Annotated in this window: 17 protein-coding genes and 1 pseudogene; 6 read left to right on the top strand and 12 right to left on the bottom strand. The window is 66.1% G+C overall.

Features of this window, described 5'->3' with window-relative positions; genetic code table 11:
* Positions 1–11: 11 nt before the first annotated feature.
* Both ACHQ4I_RS24475 and ACHQ4I_RS24470 read right to left on the bottom strand, forming a co-directional pair.
* Positions 12–1,424, bottom strand: a complete 1,413-nt coding sequence (locus ACHQ4I_RS24475) for an MDR family MFS transporter (protein ID WP_420774136.1) — start codon at positions 1,422–1,424, stop codon at positions 12–14.
* Between the two features lie 183 nt (positions 1,425–1,607).
* On the bottom strand, positions 1,608–2,369 hold the full coding sequence (locus ACHQ4I_RS24470) for an LGFP repeat-containing protein (RefSeq protein ID WP_420774135.1): 762 nt from the start codon (positions 2,367–2,369) through the stop codon (positions 1,608–1,610).
* Positions 2,370–2,524: 155 nt separating this feature from the next.
* On the opposite strand from ACHQ4I_RS24470, the pseudogene ACHQ4I_RS24465 reads away from it, so the two are divergent.
* A pseudogene (locus ACHQ4I_RS24465) lies at positions 2,525–3,542 on the top strand (NADP-dependent oxidoreductase).
* Positions 3,543–3,558: 16 nt separating this feature from the next.
* On the opposite strand, the gene ACHQ4I_RS24460 reads toward ACHQ4I_RS24465, so the two are convergent.
* From ACHQ4I_RS24460 to ACHQ4I_RS24440, 5 genes are all read right to left on the bottom strand, one after another.
* Positions 3,559–4,545 carry a zinc-binding dehydrogenase gene (locus ACHQ4I_RS24460; protein ID WP_420774134.1) on the bottom strand — a complete coding sequence of 329 codons (987 nt, stop codon included), beginning with the start codon at positions 4,543–4,545 and terminating at the stop codon, positions 3,559–3,561.
* Positions 4,546–4,560: 15 nt separating this feature from the next.
* A complete protein-coding gene (locus tag ACHQ4I_RS24455; RefSeq protein WP_420774133.1) occupies positions 4,561–4,983 on the bottom strand; it encodes an organic hydroperoxide resistance protein in 423 nt (140 codons plus the stop codon).
* Positions 4,980–5,435: a MarR family winged helix-turn-helix transcriptional regulator gene (locus ACHQ4I_RS24450; protein WP_420774132.1), complete on the bottom strand. Its 456-nt coding sequence runs from the start codon at positions 5,433–5,435 to the stop codon at positions 4,980–4,982. Before ACHQ4I_RS24450 ends, ACHQ4I_RS24455 begins: the two co-directional genes overlap by 4 nt.
* A gap of 82 nt (positions 5,436–5,517) precedes the next feature.
* A complete protein-coding gene (locus ACHQ4I_RS24445) occupies positions 5,518–5,877 on the bottom strand; it encodes a hypothetical protein (protein ID WP_420774131.1) in 360 nt (119 codons plus the stop codon).
* A 199-nt stretch (positions 5,878–6,076) separates the two neighbouring features.
* The gene (locus tag ACHQ4I_RS24440) at positions 6,077–6,226 is read right to left on the bottom strand and encodes a hypothetical protein (RefSeq protein ID WP_420774130.1); all 150 of its coding nucleotides are present in this window, start codon (positions 6,224–6,226) and stop codon (positions 6,077–6,079) included.
* Positions 6,227–6,517: 291 nt separating this feature from the next.
* Here ACHQ4I_RS24440 and ACHQ4I_RS24435 point away from each other — a divergent pair, with 291 nt between their 5' ends.
* The 5 genes from ACHQ4I_RS24435 to ACHQ4I_RS24415 all read left to right on the top strand — a co-directional run bounded on the left by ACHQ4I_RS24435 (position 6,518) and on the right by ACHQ4I_RS24415 (position 11,369).
* Positions 6,518–6,793 (top strand): hypothetical protein, encoded by a 276-nt coding sequence (locus tag ACHQ4I_RS24435; RefSeq protein WP_420774198.1) that lies wholly within the window; start codon positions 6,518–6,520, stop codon positions 6,791–6,793.
* A gap of 194 nt (positions 6,794–6,987) precedes the next feature.
* Positions 6,988–8,676, top strand: a complete 1,689-nt coding sequence (locus ACHQ4I_RS24430; RefSeq protein WP_420774129.1) for a thiamine pyrophosphate-binding protein — start codon at positions 6,988–6,990, stop codon at positions 8,674–8,676.
* Entirely contained in the window at positions 8,673–9,326 is a 654-nt protein-coding gene (locus ACHQ4I_RS24425) for an SRPBCC family protein (protein ID WP_420774128.1), read from the top strand. The genes ACHQ4I_RS24430 and ACHQ4I_RS24425 overlap by 4 nt, the downstream gene beginning before the upstream one ends.
* Positions 9,323–10,357 (top strand): 3-oxoacyl-ACP synthase III family protein, encoded by a 1,035-nt coding sequence (locus tag ACHQ4I_RS24420; RefSeq protein WP_420774127.1) that lies wholly within the window; start codon positions 9,323–9,325, stop codon positions 10,355–10,357. Before ACHQ4I_RS24425 ends, ACHQ4I_RS24420 begins: the two co-directional genes overlap by 4 nt.
* A 16-nt stretch (positions 10,358–10,373) precedes the next feature.
* A complete protein-coding gene (locus tag ACHQ4I_RS24415; RefSeq protein WP_420774126.1) occupies positions 10,374–11,369 on the top strand; it encodes a pyridoxal phosphate-dependent aminotransferase in 996 nt (331 codons plus the stop codon).
* Between the two features lie 74 nt (positions 11,370–11,443).
* Here the strand turns inward: ACHQ4I_RS24415 and ACHQ4I_RS24410 are convergent, their stop codons facing one another.
* The 5 genes from ACHQ4I_RS24410 to ACHQ4I_RS24390 all read right to left on the bottom strand — a co-directional run bounded on the left by ACHQ4I_RS24410 (position 11,444) and on the right by ACHQ4I_RS24390 (position 19,229).
* Entirely contained in the window at positions 11,444–14,635 is a 3,192-nt protein-coding gene (locus tag ACHQ4I_RS24410; RefSeq protein ID WP_420774125.1) for a tetratricopeptide repeat protein, read from the bottom strand.
* 233 nt (positions 14,636–14,868) lie between these two features.
* Complete coding sequence (locus ACHQ4I_RS24405; RefSeq protein WP_420774124.1) at positions 14,869–15,804, bottom strand: TIR domain-containing protein; 936 nt, start codon at positions 15,802–15,804, stop codon at positions 14,869–14,871.
* Between the two features lie 118 nt (positions 15,805–15,922).
* Positions 15,923–16,414, bottom strand: a complete 492-nt coding sequence (locus ACHQ4I_RS24400; protein WP_420774123.1) for an SRPBCC family protein — start codon at positions 16,412–16,414, stop codon at positions 15,923–15,925.
* Positions 16,411–18,240, bottom strand: a complete 1,830-nt coding sequence (gene fadD11, locus ACHQ4I_RS24395; RefSeq protein WP_420774122.1) for a fatty acid--CoA ligase FadD11 — start codon at positions 18,238–18,240, stop codon at positions 16,411–16,413. Before fadD11 ends, ACHQ4I_RS24400 begins: the two co-directional genes overlap by 4 nt.
* Positions 18,241–18,254: 14 nt before the next feature.
* A complete protein-coding gene (locus ACHQ4I_RS24390; protein WP_420774121.1) occupies positions 18,255–19,229 on the bottom strand; it encodes an alpha/beta hydrolase in 975 nt (324 codons plus the stop codon).
* Between the last annotated feature and the right edge of the window lie 7 nt (positions 19,230–19,236).

Here is a 19,236-nt window from a genome sequence, read left to right as displayed (position 1 = left end):
AGAGCGCAGTTCTAGGCGGTATTCGCGCCCCGGCGCGGCATCATCGCGGACGCGATCACCATTACCAAGGCCATTGCGGCGACCGCGAGGAAAACCAGGTGCACCGCCGAGGACAGCAGCGCCGGAGCCGGATGGTCGGTGTCGCCGACGCGCGAATTCACGATCGCGCCGAATACCGCGACACCGACCGCACTGCCCAGCGACCGGGCGAACATATTCGCCGAGGTGACCACGCCGCGCTCGGTCCACTCCGCGGTGGACTGCGCCGCGATCAGCGTCGGCGTGGCGACCAGGCCCATACCGCTGCCGATCACGAAACACGAAGCCGCGATCTGGATCAGCGTGGAATCCTCATCGATCAGCAGCGTGGTCGCGGCGCCGAGGGTGGCGAGGGTGCTGCCGATCAGCGCGGTCGCGCGAAATCCGACGCGCAGGTACACCTTTCCGGCCTGCGACGCGGCCAGCGGCCACCCGAGAGTGAGCGCGCCGACGGTCAGACCGGCGATCAACGCCCCGGTGCCGAGCACGCCCTGGGTGAAAGTCGGCACATACGAGGTCAATCCGAGCAGGATCGCGCCGACGAGCACCGAGACCAGACTGCTGGCGATTATGACCCGGCGCGTGAAAACCCACAGCGGCAGAATCGGATTCGTGGCGCGGCGCTCTACCAGGGCGAAGAGTGCGAGCACCAGCGCGCCGCCGCCGAAGATGGCGATGCTGGTCGATGACGACCAGGCCCACGCCTGCCCGCCCTCGAGCAATCCGAGAATCAGCGCACCCGCGCCGACGGTCAGCAGCGCCGCACCGAGATAGTCGACGCGCTGTCTGCGCCGCGGCGTGGTTTCCTGGAAGCTGCGCACCAGCATCCAACCGGCGAGCGCGGCCAATGGAATATTGATCAGGAAGATCCACCGCCAACTGACGTATTCGGCGAACACCCCGCCCAGCAGCGGGCCGACCACCGCCGAGATCGCCCACACACTGGCCAGATAGCCCTGCACCTTGGCGCGTTCGGTCAGCGTGTACAGATCGCCCGCCATGGTCATGGTCATCGGCATGATGGCGCCCGCGCCGATACCCTGCACGGCACGGAAGATGATGAGCCCCACCATGTTCGTCGCCACACCGCACAGCAGTGAACCGAGCGCGAAGACCGCGATCCCGAACAGGATCACCGGTTTGCGCCCGACCGTATCGGCGACCTTGCCGTACACCGGGACCGTAACCGCTTGGGTCAGTAGGTAAATCGAGAACAGCCACGGGAATTGCGAGAAGCCGCCGAGGTTGTCGGTGATGGTCAGCACCGCGGTGGCAATGATGGTGGAATCCAGCGCGACCAATCCCGTCGCGAGCATCAGCGAAGCGAGGATGGCGCCCCGATCCGATCGCAGGCCGACGGACGACTCCACTGCCTCGGTAGCCACCGACGGGCCCCTCTCGTTCGCTCGACTAACCACCCGAAGCAACGTATCCCGCCCGCAGCTATTCCCGCACGGAATTATTTCCGGTACCCGGTTGGTCAATCGCCCGCGACGGCAAGGCCGGACCTGGACGCGCTCGAAGCGCCGGTGCGCGGCAGGTCATTCGGCGAACGCCGTCACCAACTCCTAGGGCTGCCAGGTGATCCGGCCGCCCTGGAAGTCCTGCGCCTTGCCGCCCTCGTAGTCGTATTCCTCGCCGGTCGGGAATCCGTAGCGCCCGGATTCCGCGCCGTTGGAGACCCACAGGTCGCGGATCGCACCCCAGACGACATGTGCTCCGGAACGCGGGGACCAGTAGATCGCTCCGCCGGGAAACAGGTTGTAGCGTCCGTTGTCCTGGTGCGCGGCCGCCTCGTCGGTGATCGGGAACCCGAGCGCACCGCTCTCCCAGCCGTAGGCCGCCCATTTATCGCGGATCGCCCCGCCGATCTGGTGGGCGGCGGTGCCGACGGACCAATAGATGGCCCCGCCCTGGAAATCGTTGTAGGCGCCGGATCCGGCCGGCGTGGATTGTTGACGGGTGACGGGGTAGCGCAGCACTCCGGTCTCCCAGCCGAGGTCACGCCACTTGTCACGGATCGCGCCGCCGACCTCATTGGCGCCGGTATCGGGATGCCAGTAGATCGAGGCATTGCGCTCGAATGCCTGGTACCGGCCGCCATTGGCCGCATCGAGTTCGGCGGTGGTCGGATCGCCGAGCGATCCGGGACCGCCCACCTGGTCGTATTCGACCTCGATGGCGCCGCTGACGTCGAACGGACCGACGGGCCGCGCGGTCGCGGTACCGAGGCCGACACTCAGCAGCAAGGCCAGTGTGGCGGTGGTCGATGCGAGTGCCGCCCGCGCCCGCGATCCGGCCGGACGATGGGTGCGAAATTGCCGTGCCATGGGGACTCCTGAGCAGGTCGTAGTCGAACAGGACAGGGTGAAGCCGCGGACCGTCGTCAGGCTATCGACAGCCCTCTAACGGCGGCAGAGCAATATCCGTTAGCCAACCTAGCTATTCCGTGCCTCGGAGAGGGGCCAGCGATAGGGTAAGCCATATGGTCGAGTCGACGAGGATTGTGCTGGCATCCCGGCCGGAGGGCGCACCGACTCCGGCGAATTTCCGCATCGAGACCGTGCCGCTGCCGGCGCCCGGCGCGGGGGAGGTGCTGCTGCGCACGCTGTATTTGTCCCTGGATCCGTATATGCGCGGGCGGATGAGTGCGGCCAAATCGTATGCGGCCCCGGTCGAGGTCGGCGATGTGATGGTCGGCGGTACCGTCGCCGAGGTGCTCGAATCCGGTGCCCCTTCGCTGACGAAAGGCGATGTGGGTGCAGGCCTATTCGGGCTGGCAGACGCATCAGGTCGCGCCCGCGTCGGGTCTGCGCAGGCTGGATCCGGACAAAGCGCCGATATCGACCGCGCTCGGTGTGCTCGGCATGCCGGGATTCACTGCGTATGCGGGACTGTTGAAGATCGGGCAGCCGAAGGCGGGGGAGACCCTGGTGGTGGCCGCGGCCAGCGGGCCCGTCGGTTCCGCGGTCGGCCAGATCGCCCGCATCATGGGCGCGCGTGCGGTCGGGATCGCGGGTGGGCCGGAGAAGTGCGCTTATGTGCGTGACGAATTGGGCTTCGACGCCGCAATCGACCACCGCGCACCGGATTTCGCCGACCAGTTGGCGGCGGCTGTCCCCGACGGCATCGACATCTATTTCGAAAATGTCGGCGGCGCGGTGGCGGACGCGGTGTACCCGCTGCTGAATACCTATGCGCGCGTGCCGGTTTGTGGACTCATCGCGAATTACAACGCGACCGGAGCTCCCGCGGGACCCGACCGCTTACCTGGCTTCTACGGTCGCATTCTGACCAAGAGCCTGACCGTGCGCGGCTTCATCCAGAGCGAATTCGTCCGTGAGATGTACAAGGACTTCTTGCGGGAGATGTCCGGCTGGATCGCCGAGGGTCGGGTCCGCTACCGCGAGGACATTGTCGAAGGCCTCGAGCATGCACCGGAGGCGTTCATCGGCATGCTCGAGGGCCGTAACTTCGGCAAGCTCGTCGTGCGGGTCGGGTAGCGGATCCGGGCCCGGATTACACCGGCCGCGGTGACAGCGCGATCTTGGCCGACCGTCCCGGCGTTTCGCTCGCGGCGGCGGCATCGGCCGCGGCCTCCAGCGGGTAGGTGGCCTCGACGTCGAGTCGCAGTGCACCCGTCGCCGCCATTCCCACCAACTCGCCGATCAAGCGCCGCATATCCTCGCCGCTGGTCCGTTCGGCCCGCCTGGAACCCCAAAAGCCCTTGACGACAGCCTGTTTGAAGATCAGCGGACCCGGATTGATGGTCAGCGGCTGACCGGAGAGCGCACCGAACGAGATCAGTTCACCGTCCTGCCCGAGCAGCGACAGCAGTGCGTCGGCCGCCCGCCCGCCGACCTGGTCCACGGCGCGCACGACCGGCGCACCAGCCGTGGACGCGACGGCCTGCTCGAGCCAGCCCTCAGACTCGGTATCGAAGACGGGCTCGAAGCCCAACTCCTGCAACGCCTTTACCGACGCGGGCCCGCGAACCAGATTGAGCACATTGATACCGCGTTGCCGCGCGATCACATTGACCAGGCGGCCGACCGCACCGTTGGCGGCATTGATCGCGATCCAGTCGCCGGGCGATACCCGCAGGTCCTCCAGCAGCATCAGGGAGCTGAGCGGCATGGCCAGCAACTGCGCCGCCGTCTCATCGGGGATGCTGTCGGGCAGCGGAACCACCTGCGTCGCCTTGGCCAGGAAATACTCGGCCCACACTTGGTGGATGCCGGAAACGCTCACGCGCTGACCGACTTCCAGTCCGGTCACATCCGGTCCCAATGCATCGATTCGGCCGACGGCCTCGGTGCCGGGAATCGCGGGCAGGTCCGGTTTGTAGCCGTACACGCCGCGGATGGTCGCCAGATCGTGGTTGTGAATGGGCGCGAGGATGAGCTCGATTCGCACCTGACCGGCACCCGGTTCGGGTGTCGGCCGCTGCGCGGTGGTGAGCACATCCTTTGGCTCGCCGAAAGTTTCGATGACTACGGCACGCATGGTGGATTCCTTTCCTCAGTCGTCGGCGAGGGTGACCTGAACGTCGATATTGCCGCGGGTCGCATTGGAGTACGGGCACACCTGGTGCGCCTTGTCGGCGATGGTCTGCGCCTCGGCGGGGGACAGGTGTGGCAGCGAGATCTCGAGGGTGACGGTCAGTTCGAAGCCGCCCGCCTCGTTCGGGCCGATGCCGACCTTCGCGCCGACCGCGGAATCGTCGACGTTGGCGCCTTCGCGCTTGCCGACCAGGCGCAGCGCGCTGTGGAAGCAGGCCGCGTAGCCTGCCGCGAAGAGCTGCTCCGGGTTGGTGCCCTCGCCGCTGCCGCCCAACTCCTTGGGGGTGTTCAGCGCGACGTCGACCTTGCCGTCGGAGGTGCGGGCGTGGCCGTTGCGTCCGTCGCCGGTCGCGAGGGCTTCGGCGGTGTACAGGACGGTCATGTCTGACTCTCTTTCGATCGGGGGTGGGACATCAGCGAATCGGTAAGCCGCCGAAGGGTTTCGCGCAGCGCGATGAAATCGTCGGGGGACAGGCCGCTGGCCTGGCCCATTTCCATTGGCAGACACCGGGCTTCGGACCGCAACTCGCGGCCGTGCTCGGTGAGCTGGATATCGACGCGACGTTCGTCGGTCGCTGCCCTGCGTCGCTCGATCAGGCCCGCCGCCTCCAGCCGCTTGAGCAGCGGCGACAGGGTGCCGGAATCGAGCAGGAGTGTCTCGCACAGGTCGCCGACGCTGCGACCATCGCGTTCCCACAGTGTCAACATGACGAGGTACTGCGGGTAGGTGAGCCCTAGGCGTTCCAGCTTCGGGCGATAGACCGCCGTCATCGCCCGCGACGCGGCATATAGCCGGAAGCACAGCTGCTCGTCGAGAGTGAGGTGATCGGTCATGGCCACAACGGTAGTGGGCAATTAAGTTGTGCACAACTAATTAGGGGTGTGGTTCACGTCACAAGGTCGTGCGCGTTGGCGGTTATCCCGCGACGCTGCCGCCGCCGATGCCCAGGTAGACGATCATGATGATGAACAGGAACCAGCCCGCACCTTGCCAGATCGGCCAGCTCCCGCCGCGCCGCCATTCCCGGTAGGTCTGCACGAAGGCGCCGATGCCGCCGAGCATCAACACCACGGTCGGACCCGCCACCACCGCCGTTTTCGCGGGAGTGTCACACAGCATCATCTCCGCGCCCGCACAGGCCGCGCGGTTGGCCGCCCAGATCGCGGTGATCACGAAGACGACAGCGGCCACCGCCAGGACCGCCGCCACGTAGATCGCCACCCGCCGGAAGGTCCGGTCGTCCGCCGTCCATCGCTTCTCCAGATCGTTGACCATGTTTGATCACCTCACCGGTGGAGTTGCCGAGCGGTGCCGGCCCAAACGTCGGTCGCCGACGCGCCCGGACTCGGCGATCATGGTTTGCGGCCGATAGCCGCCCGATACCAGGTGGATTCGATACCAGATGGATTCGGCGTCGGCTCGGATGGCTCGGGCACGCCCCGATCGGGATCGATTCCGCCGGAAGATGCCGCGGCTAGCGCACCGCGGGCAGGTCGGGTGGATTGTGCCGGGCGCTGTGCCGGATCTCGAGCCAATAGGTGGCGATGACGGTGGTGTAGACGGCCACGATCACCGCGACCGGGATGACCAGCAGTAGTACGAGCAGTGGTAGCAGGAAAGTCATGTGCGCTCCCCGATTTCCGGGTGTGGATGGTGGTTGGCGCCGCGCCGCGCCGATTCGCTATCGAACCCCTGCATTTCAGCGACCCCCTCATCAAGATCGTAAGGCCGGGAAAGCGCACTGGCACGGGTCCGGCGCTGTGAGTTGGGTCATGTGCCGACCGGTGTGTCGCCTCCGCTACGTGATCTTGATGGGGTTGAATCTATGAGGTCAACGCGTTACGGCGATCCATCGCGAAAGCTCTCCAAACTTCTGCTGCAGCACCGGCATGCGACAAGGAGCATGAAAGTGAGCATGATTCTCGCCGCGCTACACGACACCGTGCTAGCCGAGGTCGGCAATCCGACACCCGAGGCGCCGCCGATGGCGGACAAGCTGTTGCAAATGGGGCGGTATTTCACCTGGCTGATTCAGCTCTCCGGCCTCACCGCCATTACCTACGGCGGCGGTCGGTTCGCCTGGGAGAAGTGGAACGGTGGCGGGCTGCAGTCGCCGAAGATGATCGCCAGCGCGATGGCCGGTGGTGCGGTCGCGACCAGTGCGGGCACGATCATGAACGCGGTGCTCTAGCAACTCCGCGGCAGTCTGCTCGACCGAGCGCCCGCACACATCGCGTGTGCGGGCGCTCGGTGTCTTCGCGGAGAGTCATCTGCGCGCGGTGGCGGGACGCTTGTCCAAATTCCTTGGCGCGCAATGTCTTTCCGCATTGACTATGATGCGAGTCACGTTGTTATGGGTAAACTGTCTGAGTTACATTGTGCGCGATGCATCGCACACGATCTTTCTTGGCGGAACTAACCAACCCGGTCGTCGAACGCCCGCAGACCATTGCCGACCGGATCGTCGCGCGGATCGCCGCGCATACCGATCATGTCTTCGGGGTCGGCGGCGCGAATATCGAGGACATCTACGACGCGGTACACCGCAGCGCCGCCCCGATCACCGGGATCGTCGCCAAACACGAATTCGGCGCCGCGACCATGGCAGACGGCTACGCGCGTAGCACCAACCGACTCGGTGTCGTGGCCGCCACCTCGGGCGGTGGAGCGCTGAATCTGCTTGCGGGACTGGGGGAGTCATTCGATTCGCGCATTCCGGTGCTCGCGCTGGTCGGGCAGCCGCCGCTCGCACTGGAGGGGCGCGGAGCCTTTCAGGACACCAGCGGTGGTGCGGGATTGCTCGACGCGGAACGGATCTTCGGTTCGGTGGCGGGGTACTGCGCGAAGATCACCAGCGTCGACGATGTCGACGCGCAGGTGCGCAGCGCGATCGATGCCGCGCTCAGCGGAACTGTCGCGGTTCTGTTGTTGCCCAAGGATATTCAGAGCGCATGCGCACCTGACGCGGTGTTGTCGAGTGATCCGGCAGACGGATCTGATTCGGCGAGGCCGTTGAACGATCCGCTCGACACCGAGGTAAGGCCCGGTCCGTTGGTGATCATCGCCGGTCCCGAGGTGGCGCGTGCCGATGCCAGGGCCGAGCTGGAACTGCTGGCGGTCGCACTCGGCGCGGCAGTGCTCGTGACGCCCGATGCCAAGGATGTTTTCGCCAATGCCCACCCGCTTTTCGCCGGGGTCGTCGGCGTCATGGGGCATCCGCATGTGTCCGAAGTCGTCGCGGCCGCGGCGCAGTGCCTCGTGGTCGGCACCCCGCTGCCGATGCTCGCCCGCGCGGGTGTGGAAGCGGCCCTCGCCGATTGCCCGCGAATCCTGCATCTGGGTTCGGAGTCGCCGTTCGTTCCGGTACACGTGCGGCTGCGCGGGCCACTGGGGCGAGCTCTGCTGGATCTCTTGCCGGTACTTGCGGCGGACGATACCGACTTACATTTCGAGTCGACATCCCTTCCCGTGCACCAGGTTCCGGCCGCATCGGGTCCGGGTGTGCGTTATCGGGACGCGGTCGAGACGATCGCGACGCGGTTGGCGCCGGGCACCGATGTGGTCGCCGACGCGGGTAATACCGGTGCCGCGGTGGTCCACTACCTTCCGGTGCCCGCCGACGGACGCTTCCTCATCGCGCTCGGTATGGGCGGTATGGGCTACGCATTCGGGGCGGGCATCGGCAGCGCGCTCGGCCGGCGCCACCGCACCGTCGTAATCGCTGGCGATGGTGCGTATTTCATGCACGGGCACGAGGTGCACACCGCGGTCGAGCACCACGTGCCGGTCACCTTCATCGTCTTCAACAACAACGCGCACGCGATGTGCGTGACCCGCGAACAGCTGTATTTCACCGGCGATTACACGTTCAACAGATTCGGCGCCGCCCGCATCGGTGACGCGGTGGCCGCCATGTTCCCGCATATCCCGGCCTACGCGTGCGGCACCCTCGCGGAGTTCGAGACCGCGCTCGACCAGACAGGCGATGCGTCCGGGCCGGTCTTCATCGAAATCGCCTGCGACCCAGACGAAATCCCACCGTTCGCCCCTTTCCTGAAGGAGTTCACCGCATGACCGAAGCCATTGCGCCCGTGGAAGTTCCGGAGCTGGACGTGCCGGGTGTGTACCGGATCGAAAATATCAGCGTCAAAGAGGGCATGCCGATGGTGCTCGATATGACCAGGGCGGTCTATCCGCACGACGAGGTGTACGGGCAGTTCTGCACCGTCAACGAATTCATCGACGCCCCGCCGGATGAGGTCTTCGACTACCTCTCCGACACCCGCAGTCTGTGCGAATGGACCTACAGCATGCGCGGTTTCGAGCGCACCGACGAACCGGAACTGTGGGTCTCCGACGATCGCATCGGCGAGCACACCCGCATCTATACCCGCACCATCGCCAATGCCGCCGCGCGCACCGTCGACTATCACTGTGCCTGGGACCAGCCCGACCACCTCTGGATGATCTACATGATGCGGGTGGCGGATGCTCAATTGGTCTTGAACAAGCCGGGATCGGTGGTGCTGTGGACGAATTGCCACCATCCCTTCTATGACGAGAACGGCTATCCGGATACCGCGCCGCCGGACCGTCCGGTGTGGGTCGGGGATTTCTGGCATCTCTTCTATGCGGGTCATCTGCTGGAACTGCGCAATCTGAAGGCGATTTGCGAGCACCGCCACGCCAACGGGCAGCCGATCCGACCGGAGTGGATGAAATGAGTACCGCGCCCATCAGTCTCGTCGACGTATCCAGCTACCTACCCAAGAACCGGGTCACCGCGGACTATTTCACTCGATATGCCGATCCCGACGACCTGACCTCGAACGCCATGTTCAAGGCGCCGCCGTTCCGGCATCACGTCGCACCCGGCGAGACCCCGGCCGATATGGCCGAGCAGGCGATCGCGCCGATGCTCGAACGCCGCGGCACCGATTTCCTGGCCGAGGTGGACGTGCTGATCACCCACACCCAGTTGCCCGAGACCGGCATCGTCGGCAATGGCGGCGAGATCGCGGCCCGGCTCGGCATTCGCCCGGAATGGCTGATCGACCTGCACAACGGCGGATGTGCGGCATTCATCTACGCGATGAAGATCGCCAGGCAGATCCTGTCCAGCAGTGACGCGCGCTCGGCGCTGATCGTGACCGTGCAGAATGCGGCGGGCCAGATCTTCACCCAGGAGCAGGTCCGGGCAAAACCGCAGGCCGCCATTCCCGGCGACGGTGCCGGCGTCGGACTGCTCGTCAAATCCGACGAGTCGCCGATTCTCGATCTGGAGGCGCGGCACCTGCCCGAATTCGCCGGACAGATGACGGTGATCGCCGATCCGCCGCGCAAGTATTGGGAGGCCGGTGCGGGACAGATGCATGTGGGCTTCACCGAGTCGAAGATCGCGAAAGTCCTTGCCCGCGGCAACCGTATCGTGCCCGAGGTGGCGCACGCGGTATGCGGTCGGATCGGAGTGCGTTCGGACGAACTCGATCTGCTGGTGACCAATCAGCCCAACCGGGCGTTTCTGCGCAACTGGCGGGATGCGCTGATGCTGCCGACCGAGCGGCATCCGGACACCTTCGACGAATGCGGAAACCTGTTCGGCGCGGGCATTCCCGTCACCTTCGACCGGGCCGTGCGCGATGGCAAGGTGCCCGCCGGATCGGTGGTCATGCTCGCCGGCTTCGCGCACGCCGGTGATTTCGCCGCGGCGGCCGCCGTGCGCTGGGGCGGGCGTCGCGTCGGCGATCAGAACTGAGCCCGAGGAGCGGACGATGGCGCCGACAGCACAGCTGGAACACCGACTATCGCTCAACGAAAATCCCTACGGCCCTTTGCCGTCCGTGCGCGCGGCGCTGAGCGGCGCGCTGGTGGCGGCGAACCGATATCCGGAGTTCCTGCCGCGCAGACTGCCCGGGCTGATCGCCGAACGGCTCGGCTTTCCGGCCGAACAGGTCGTGGTCGGCGCGGGTGCGACCGGGGTGATCATGCATATCCTGCAGGAGTTCGTCGTTCCCGGCGACGCCGTGGTGATGGGGACCCCGACCTTCGACGGCTATCCGTTGCTGACCGCGACGGTCGGCGGCCGGGCGGTGGAGGTTCCGCTCACCGCGTCCGGTCATCAGGATCTCGAGGCCATGGCCGATGCCATCGATGCGCGCACCCGGGTGGTCGTGCTGTGTAGTCCGCATAATCCGACGGGTACCTGCATCACGCAGTCGGAACTCGAGGCATTCCTCGATCGGGTCGAACCATCGGTCGCGGTGGTTCTCGACGAGGCCTACGTCGATTTCGTCGCGGCCGCAGATCGGGTGGCCGCGGCCGACCTACTGGCGCGGTATCCCAATCTGGTGGTGATGCGGACCTTCTCGAAGGCGTACGGGCTGGCGGCCCTTCGCGTCGGCTACGCCGTCGGTTCGGTGGCCGTGATTGCGCGAATTCGCCGCTGGCAGTTGCCATTCGGGATGACCGCGCTCGCCGAGGCCGGTGTCCGAGCGTGTTACGACGCCGAGGACGAATTGGCGCTGCGCACCGCGGCGATCACTCGCGAATGCGGCAGACTCGCCGCGGGCCTGCGCGATCTCGGCTTCGCGGTACCGACCACTGCGGCGAACTTCGTCTACCTCGGTTCCCGCTGCCCGGCCGAAACCAACCGGCTCCGTACGGCTTTCGTGCGTTCCGGCATCGAGGTCAAACATTGCAGCACCGGGATAAGAATCACCGTCGGCGATACCGCCGCGACGGATGCGGTGCTGGCCGCATCACGGTGAGGGATCACGGCGGCCGACACCGTGGTTATGACAAGCGAATCGGGAGGTACCGGAATCCCAGCTTCGCAGGCGGATCAGCGTTTCCTCCGCGGGCGCTGGCGCCGCTGCTTCTTTCGCCGGGCTCGGGGCGTGGTTTGCCGCCTTGGCGGTTTCGTCGGCTGGGCCCCTAGGAGCATGGCGCGCTTAAGAGAAAGATCGTCGGTAATTCCGGCGTTCGCGGCGCGTCGCAGCCACGTCTCGGCCTCCTCGGCGTTTCCCCGCTCCTGTAATAGCTCACCGAGACCGAACATACATATGGCGCTCCCGGCGTCCGCACCGCGCCGCAGCCACCTCTCGGCATCCTCGTCCTCGCCCCGCTCGTGCAGCAGGATACTGAGGTTGCATATCGCTAGGGCGTTCCCGGCCTCCGCGGTACGCCGTAGCCCAGTCTCAACCGTCTCGATGTCCCCCAGCTCCTGCAGAAGGTCGCTGAGGCGGAAGCTGCCTGCTGTGCTTCCCGCCTCGACAGCGCGCGCCTCCCATGGGTCGGCCTCACCGACCTTCCCCTGTTCGCGCAGCAAGGCACCGAGTTGATGCATTGCTAACGTGCTTCCGGTGTCGGCAGCCCGCCGCAACCAGGTTTCCGCCTCCCCAACCTCCCCCTGCTGCTCCAGCACGAAACTGAGACCGAGCATCGCTCGTACGCTCTCGGTGTCGGCGGCGCGTCGTAACCAGATCTTCGCCTCACCAGGCTTCCCCAATCGCCACAGCAGGCCACCGATCGCAATCATCGCTGGGCATTCCCCTGCCTCCGCGGCACGCCGGTACCAGGTCTCGGCCTCCTCGACGTCCCCCCGTTCCTCCAACAACACTCCGAGGTTGTACATGGCTCCGGTGTGTCCGGCGTCGGCTGCGCGTCGGTACCAGATCTGGGCCTCCTCGACGTCCCCCTGCTCCTTCAGCAGGATTCCGAGGTTGTACATGGCTCCGGTGTTTCCGGCGTCGGCTGCGCGTCGGTACCAGGTCTGGGCCTCCTCGACCTCCTCCCGTTCCTTCAGCAGGATTCCGAGGTTGTACATGGCTCCGGTGTTTCCGGCATCGATAGCGCGTCGGTACCAGGTCTGGGCCTCCTCGACGTCCCCCTGCTCCTTCAGCAACACTCCGAGGTTGTTCATAGCTCCGGCGTTTCCGGCATCGATAGCGCGTCGGTACCAGGTCTGGGCCTCCTCGACCTCCCCCTGCTCCTTCAGCAACGCTCCGAGGTTGGACATCATGTTCGGGTTGCCGCTGTCGGCTGCGCGGCGCAACCAGGTCTCGGCCTCCTCGACCTTCCCCTGCCCGCGCAGCAACGAACCGAGGTGATCCATCGCGCTCGGATCCCCGGCGTCGGCCGCCCGCCGCAACCAGGTCTCGGCCTCCTGAGCCTCCCCCCGCTCCTCCAGCAGGTCGCCGAGGGCGTGCATGGCCGCCGTGGCGTCGGCCTCGGCAGCCCGCCGCAACCAGATCTCCGCCTCGCCGACCTCCCCCCGATCCTTCAGCAAGACCGCGAGATTGGACATGGCTCCGGTGTTTCCGGCGTCGACCGCGCGTCGGTACCAGGTCTCGGCCTCCTCGAGCTCCTCCCGGTCCTTCAGCAGGTTACCGAGGTTGTTCATGGCTCCGGTGTTTCCGGCGTCGACCGCGCGTCGGTACCAGGTCTCGGCCTCCCCGAGCTCCTCCCGGTCGTTCAGCAGGTTACCGAGGTTGTTCATGGCTCCGGTGTTTCCGGCGTCGACCGCGCGTCGGTACCAGGTCTCGGCCTCCCCGACCTCCCCCCGGTTGGACAGCAACGACCCGAGGGCACACATATCTGTGGTACTCCCGGCGTCGGCTGCGCGTCGGTACCAGGTCTCGGCCTCCTCGACTTCTCCCTGGTCGAACAGCGACGCCCCGAGGTTGCTCATCGCTGCCGTGCTCCCCGCGTCCCCAACCTCGACAGCGCGCCGGAGCCACCTATCCGCCTCATCGAACTCACCCCCGGCGGCCAACGTCGCCCCGAGGTTGCTCATCGCTAGCGTGCTTCCGGCGTCGGCGGCGCGGCGCCACAGATGCAGCGCTTCAGTGCGCTGTTGTCGCAGGTAGGCCTGGATCCCGGTAGCCACAAGGACATCTGGCTCCGCGTCATCGGCGATGACTCGCCAGAAGTCGTTGGGAATCGGTCGATGAGGATGGTTCTGGCCGTCGTCGGCGGCGACAAGGTAGTCGAAGGGGCGATAGGCACGGGATCGATCCGACTTCCGCCGGGTGGTGGTCAACGCCGCGACGTGCCCCACCTCCTCGAACGGGCTGCGAGCGTTCTGGATCGCGGCGTCCAGATCAGCGGGCCCGATGTCGAGGTCGGCGCGGTGCTCGTCAAGGCGGGCCAAGGCCAATGTAGCGAGGGTGGCCTCCGGGATAGGGGCGGGATGCCCGATCCTGGCCCAGTCGATCGCGACCTCGATAACCGCACGTAGGACAGGAGCGTCCAGACGAGCAGAGTCATAGCGGCGCAAAAGCTCCGGTGCACCAGCCAGGACTTCGGCCAACCCGTACCGGCCCAGGTTCAGCGACGGATAAGCCGCCCGCGCAGCGGCCTGCTCGTCCAGGTCCTCGCTGGTCGAGGCCAGTTCGATATGGAATGCCTGGTCGAGGACAGCGCGGGTGTCCCGCGTCAGCTCGTCGCCGGTGACGCTGCGCAATCGGGTCAGGGCCTCACTGCGCAACGTCGCCGCGACCACGGTGCGCGTGGTCCCGGTGTTCAGGTGTGCCAGTAGGGCGGGAGTCACGGGGTGTTCGCTGGTGAGGAAGTCCTGCAGGTTCTCCAGCCAGATAACGATCACCTCGGTGATGGCGTCGAATCCCGGGTGGTCCGGAATCTGGTGCAGGGTGCCCGGATTCGGGACGAGTACCCGGGCTTGCGGCAGTACGCGGCGGGTGGCTTCGAACAGAGTTCTGGTCTTGCCAGCCTTGGACGGTCCGGTGATGACCACCATCCGCTGCTCATTCAGTGCGGCAGCCACCCGCGCATCGACATCGCGAGCAGTGCGGGCAACGTATTTGTCGAGCCCATCATCGGGATCATCGGCCTGTCCGTACCGATTGCGGGTCGCCCCCAGACGGTAGGGATCCAGCTCGCACGCCCGCGGCAGATTTCCTCGGTCATCGAGTTGTTCCACCAGACCCGCCCAGCCGGGAACTGCAATGGTCTCGCCACCGCACTCGAAAGGCGCACTCTCGCTACCGGATTCGACTGCACCACGGTCGGCCACTATCGCACTCCGGCTGTGCGTGCGGCGCCGCGAGTCGCCGCGACTCGACAGCATTCGACCGTCCGAAAATCCGCCCCTGACATGCTCACTCACTCACTCTAACTATTCGCGATGCGCGCTCGGGCGTAGTGCACAACTTCGTTGCGCCGGGCGGAGGAGGAAGCGGAATGCGCAGTCTGGAATAACGATTCGTGGATCTGCTCGAAGAGTTCAGGTGACTACCGACAGCGCCGCTAGATCCCCAGGCTGATGAAGAGTTCCTGTTCTATGGGGCGGCCATCGTCGGTCTTGCCCACTGCCGTAAGGGTCAGGTGTGAGGCGGCGTTCTCGCCCAGGGCAACGCTGCTCAAGTAATTGAGTGCGACGACGGATTTTCCCTCGGGAAGCTTTTTGATCGGCAAGGTGCCGTTGCCGCGTAGCGCCCCGCGCCCACTGTTGGGCAGGTCCGGTACGTCGAGGTCGTAGACGTCTCCGGGACCGTGGTTGACGATCTCTATCAGACCGAATTTGCTACCGCCACGGTCGATGTAGCGGCCGTCGAGGCGGGGCTCAGGGGGGCCGCTTTGCGGCGGGATCGTCTTTCCTGCCGGTAGTCCGTCGCCAGGTGCGGGCGGCGTCAAATCTCCTGCGGTGTGCCAGTCCGTCCCGGTCAGGTCGACGTCACAACCGGCGGTCTGGAGTTTCTGGGCGAGCATTTGTCGTTTGCCGATGCTGTTGTCCAGCCGCACACTGTGCCGACCGTGAATGTCACTGAACACTTTCACGCGGCCGAACTCGACGAGCACCGTCCTTTCGGGGAAGCTACCCATCGCCATTCCCGCTTCGAACAAGACATTCGGTCGTGGCTGGGATTGTGGTCGAGTCTCGGGATCGTCAGGGTCATCGCACAGGCGGCGATCCAAATAGGCGATGTCGTCCGGGGTCTGCAGGACGACAACAGCCTGGGCATGGGTGAAGGCCGCGGTCAGCACATCGCCGATGTAGGGCGCGGCCGAGCCGGTCAGGTCGAGCGCTCGAGACCACTCGATAGGTGTCAGATTGATGGAACGCAGGAACGTGAAGACCGCTTGCCTTGCTGGGGCGTTTCGTCCGTGAATGACGAAAACCTGTCTCCTGTCAGGCTGTCTCTTCGCGGATTCCGCTATCGAAGAAGAGACACTCTCGTTCATTGAACCTCTTAGTGGTCGCTGCCGGACGTGACGCGGATGCTTGCCAGCATTCGGCCGGACAGTCAAGGTTTCTGGACTCGAACTCGACGAAACAATACGCCCGACAGCAGGTCGGGCCCTAGTGTTTCACACGTTCGGTGATCCCTTCGGCCCACGACCGCGTCACGCGGTGGATGAGCGGTCGTGCCGGGAAAAGCAGTGCGGCGAACCAGGGTTCGGCCTCGGCGGCGAAGGTCCAGGTCAGGTGGGTGCCGTTGGGATGGGGTTCGAGGGTGATGTCTTCGGCGAAGCGGCGGAAGCCGGGCCGGTTGGCGGCTTCTACGGTGAAGGTCAGCCGTTTGTTCTCGTCCCAGCGGTAGAAACGTTCCCGCAGTGCGGCGGCGCCGTGGCCGACGGTGACCTCGCGGCGGGTGCCGATGCCGAAGGGGCGCGGGGTGATCCAGTGGACGCCGGTGATGCCGCCCGCCCAGGAGACCAGGGCGTCGTCGGCGGTGAGGAGTTGCCAGACCCGTTCGGGTTCGGCGGGCACGGTCACGGTGTGGCGGAAGCGGATCGGGCCGTTCTGGATGAGGGTGTCGTCGCTGTCGGCGAGGGGGAACCAGCGGGTCATCGGGCGACGGTCTCCTTCGTGGCGGGGGTGTGCACACCGGTCGGCTGCGGGTCGGCGTAGAGCAGGTCGATGTCGGCGGCGTACATCTCGTCGATGGGTTTGCGGCGCAGTTTCATGGTGAGGGTGAGTTCGACGCCGCCGGGTTCCCAGAAGGTCGGCAGCAGGCGGAAGCGTTTGATCTGTTCGACGCGAGACAGCGACTGGTTTGCGGAATCGATGGCGGCGCAGACCCTTTCGATAATTTCCGGATGCTCGACGAGGACGGCGGCGGCGACCGGGAGGTCGTGGTCGGCGGCGAAACTCGCCGCGGTGTCCGCATCCAGCGTTACCAGAGCAGTGACGTAGGGGCGGGCCTCGCCGATGGCGACGACGGTGCCGATGAGCCCGCAGGCCGCGCGTACCGCGTTCTCGATATTGGCGGGAGACATATTCTTTCCCGACGCATTGATGATGAGTTCTTTCTTGCGGTCCACGATGCGCAGACAGCCGTTGTCGTCGCGAGTCATCACGTCGCCGGTGGCCAGCCAGCCGTCGGCGTCGACGGCCTCGGCCGTCTTCTCCGGTTCGCCGCGGTAACCCTTCATGACCAGCGGGCCGCGCACGAACAGCTCACCGTCATCGGCGAGCCGCATCTGCATGCCCGGCACCAGTCGGCCGACCGTGCCGAGTTCGGTTGGTTCGTACGGGGATACGGTCGCGATGCAGGTGAGTTCGGACATGCCCCAGATCTCCGAGATGTGCAGGCCGAGACCCGCGAAGAAGGCGAGGGTGTCGGCGGGGATCGGCGCGGCGCCGGAGACGGCCCATTTCAGTTCGCCGAAGCCGAGTTTCGTACGCAGCGCCGACAGCACGGCGGTGTCGGCCTCGGAGTATTCGGCGGCCAGATCGTCGGGAACGGGTTGTCCGGCGCGCAGTAGGTCCATGCGCCTGCGGGCGGTGTCGAGGGCCCAGCGCAGGGCCGCGGCGCGCATGGGAGCGGGCTCGTTGGCGACACCGAGTTCGATTGCGGCCTTCAGCTTTTCCCACACCCGCGGCACCGCACCCCAGATGGTCGGGCGGCAGTCCGGCAGCGCGGCCGCGATGAGCGAGGGTTCGGCCACCACGGTCACCTGTGTGCCGAACACTATCTGCAGGTAGAGCGCGGTCAGCCGGTCGGCGATATGGGCCGATGGCATGAACGAGGTGATGCGGTCGCCGTATTCGATCGGCAGCACCTGGGCCAGCGCATGGGCCTCGAAAAGCAGGTTGGCGTGTGTGGTTTCGACACCCTTGGGGCTGCCGGTGGTGCCGGAGGTGTAGATGAGGGTGGCGACGTCGTCGGGCTCGGTATCTTTCCAGGACCTCTCGAAATCGAAGTCTGTTGTGCCGAGCGTCTGCAGCTGCCGCAGCGTCAGTGTGCCCTCGGGGCTGTGCACCGGGTCGGCGTCCACCACGACGATGTGCGCGGGGGCCGCGCCGGAGCGTCGGATGCGGTCGAGGTATTGCCCCTCACATACCACCACCGACGCCCCCGCATTGCTCAGCACATGGGCGATCCCCTCGGGCGGCAGGGTGTTGTAGACGGAGAAGGACGTAGCTCCGGCATGCAGTGCCCCTACATCGATCGGGTAGAACTCCACCCGGTTGCTCATCATCAGAGCAACGGTGTCACCGCGGCCGATGCCGAGCGCCGCGAAGCCAGCGGCGATGCGGCGCACCTGGGCGGCGTATTCGCGCCAGGTGAGCTCCTGGGTGCCGCCCACGGTACGCACCGCGACAGCGTCGGGATCGATGGCCGCGGTGTGCTGGAAGGCGGCGCAGAGGGTATCGAAACGAGGGCTGCTCATAAGTCGGGTTTCCTTCAGATTGCCTGTGCGGCAGGGGATTCGAGGACATCGGTGACGAACCGGCCGGACTCGCGGTATGCGGTTCGGGATTCGGGCACCAGGGCCGCGAGGGTGTGGAAGACGTGCATTTGGTGGGGCCACAATCGCAGGTCGCAGCGTGTGCCCGCGGTGCCGAGGCGGTCGGCGAGCGCGATCGCGTCGGCGGCGAAGAGTTCATCGCTGCTGGCGTGAATCAGCGTGGGCGGCAATGGTGTTGCGGAACGAGGACGCAGCTGTCGCGGCGCGTCGGCGAGGTGGGCCATGGCGGCGCGCGCGGTGGCCAGGCCGAGCAGGGCATCGCGGCCGTCGCAGCGACGCGCGAGGTCCAATTCGAGGTCGGCCATGGGCGAGAACAAGAGCAGGGCCGCCGCGCGGCTACGGCCGTGATCCGCGCTGTCGATCACGAAATCGGTGGCGAGATAGCCGCCCGCGGAGTCGCCCGCGATGACGATCCGGTTTGGCGTGAATCCTCGTTTGCGCAGTAGATGATAGGCAGTCGAAACATCGGATGCTGCTGCGGTGTAGGGGTTTTCGGGAGCCAGCCGATAGTCGACCGCTAGCACCGGCAGCCGGGTCGCGGTCGAAAGTCGCGAGGTGACACCGCGATACGAGCGTGCGGACCCGGTGATGAAACCGCCGCCGTGCACGTACAGGATGGCGGCGTCATCGCGGGTCGCATGAGGTCCCCGCACCCACTCGGCGCGAATCGAACCGTCCTCGATGGCCTCGATGGCTGTGCCGTCCAGCACCGGCGCGACCGCGCGCATGATCCGGTCGATGACCATCCGAGCCGCCGGTAGTGTGTGCTCGTTGACCGGGATGGCGGTCAGGACCGGACGCACGATGTGGCTCGAGATCTGCCGTAGCGCTCTGGCCCGCAGGGATGCGGGTTCGGCGCTCATGACCGCCTTTGCGGCTGTGTCGATGGTTTGGTTGCTGCGCTCGCTCATGACTGCG

Source organism: Nocardia nepalensis (assembly GCF_048910785.1).
In the GTDB taxonomy this organism is placed as follows: domain Bacteria; phylum Actinomycetota; class Actinomycetes; order Mycobacteriales; family Mycobacteriaceae; genus Nocardia; species Nocardia nepalensis.
Note: the sequence above shows the minus strand (reverse complement) of the source record. Positions and strands in the feature narration are given on the sequence as shown.

Bases quoted from the DNA above. Each gene is read 5' to 3' on its own strand.
- ACHQ4I_RS24390 (WP_420774121.1), bottom strand. From the start codon at position 19,229: ATGAGCGAGCGCAGCAACCAAACCATCGACACAGCCGCAAAGGCGGTC.
- ACHQ4I_RS24430 (WP_420774129.1), top strand. From the start codon at position 6,988: ATGCATCGCACACGATCTTTCTTGGCGGAACTAACCAACCCGGTCGTC.
- ACHQ4I_RS24470 (WP_420774135.1), bottom strand. From the start codon at position 2,369: ATGGCACGGCAATTTCGCACCCATCGTCCGGCCGGATCGCGGGCGCGG.
- ACHQ4I_RS24460 (WP_420774134.1), bottom strand. From the start codon at position 4,545: ATGCGTGCCGTAGTCATCGAAACTTTCGGCGAGCCAAAGGATGTGCTC.
- ACHQ4I_RS24400 (WP_420774123.1), bottom strand. From the start codon at position 16,414: ATGACCCGCTGGTTCCCCCTCGCCGACAGCGACGACACCCTCATCCAG.
- ACHQ4I_RS24435 (WP_420774198.1), top strand. From the start codon at position 6,518: ATGATTCTCGCCGCGCTACACGACACCGTGCTAGCCGAGGTCGGCAAT.
- ACHQ4I_RS24440 (WP_420774130.1), bottom strand. From the start codon at position 6,226: ATGACTTTCCTGCTACCACTGCTCGTACTACTGCTGGTCATCCCGGTC.
- ACHQ4I_RS24455 (WP_420774133.1), bottom strand. From the start codon at position 4,983: ATGACCGTCCTGTACACCGCCGAAGCCCTCGCGACCGGCGACGGACGC.
- ACHQ4I_RS24405 (WP_420774124.1), bottom strand. From the start codon at position 15,804: ATGAACGAGAGTGTCTCTTCTTCGATAGCGGAATCCGCGAAGAGACAG.
- ACHQ4I_RS24415 (WP_420774126.1), top strand. From the start codon at position 10,374: ATGGCGCCGACAGCACAGCTGGAACACCGACTATCGCTCAACGAAAAT.
- ACHQ4I_RS24425 (WP_420774128.1), top strand. From the start codon at position 8,673: ATGACCGAAGCCATTGCGCCCGTGGAAGTTCCGGAGCTGGACGTGCCG.
- ACHQ4I_RS24450 (WP_420774132.1), bottom strand. From the start codon at position 5,435: ATGACCGATCACCTCACTCTCGACGAGCAGCTGTGCTTCCGGCTATAT.
- ACHQ4I_RS24420 (WP_420774127.1), top strand. From the start codon at position 9,323: ATGAGTACCGCGCCCATCAGTCTCGTCGACGTATCCAGCTACCTACCC.
- ACHQ4I_RS24445 (WP_420774131.1), bottom strand. From the start codon at position 5,877: ATGGTCAACGATCTGGAGAAGCGATGGACGGCGGACGACCGGACCTTC.
- fadD11 (WP_420774122.1), bottom strand. From the start codon at position 18,240: ATGAGCAGCCCTCGTTTCGATACCCTCTGCGCCGCCTTCCAGCACACC.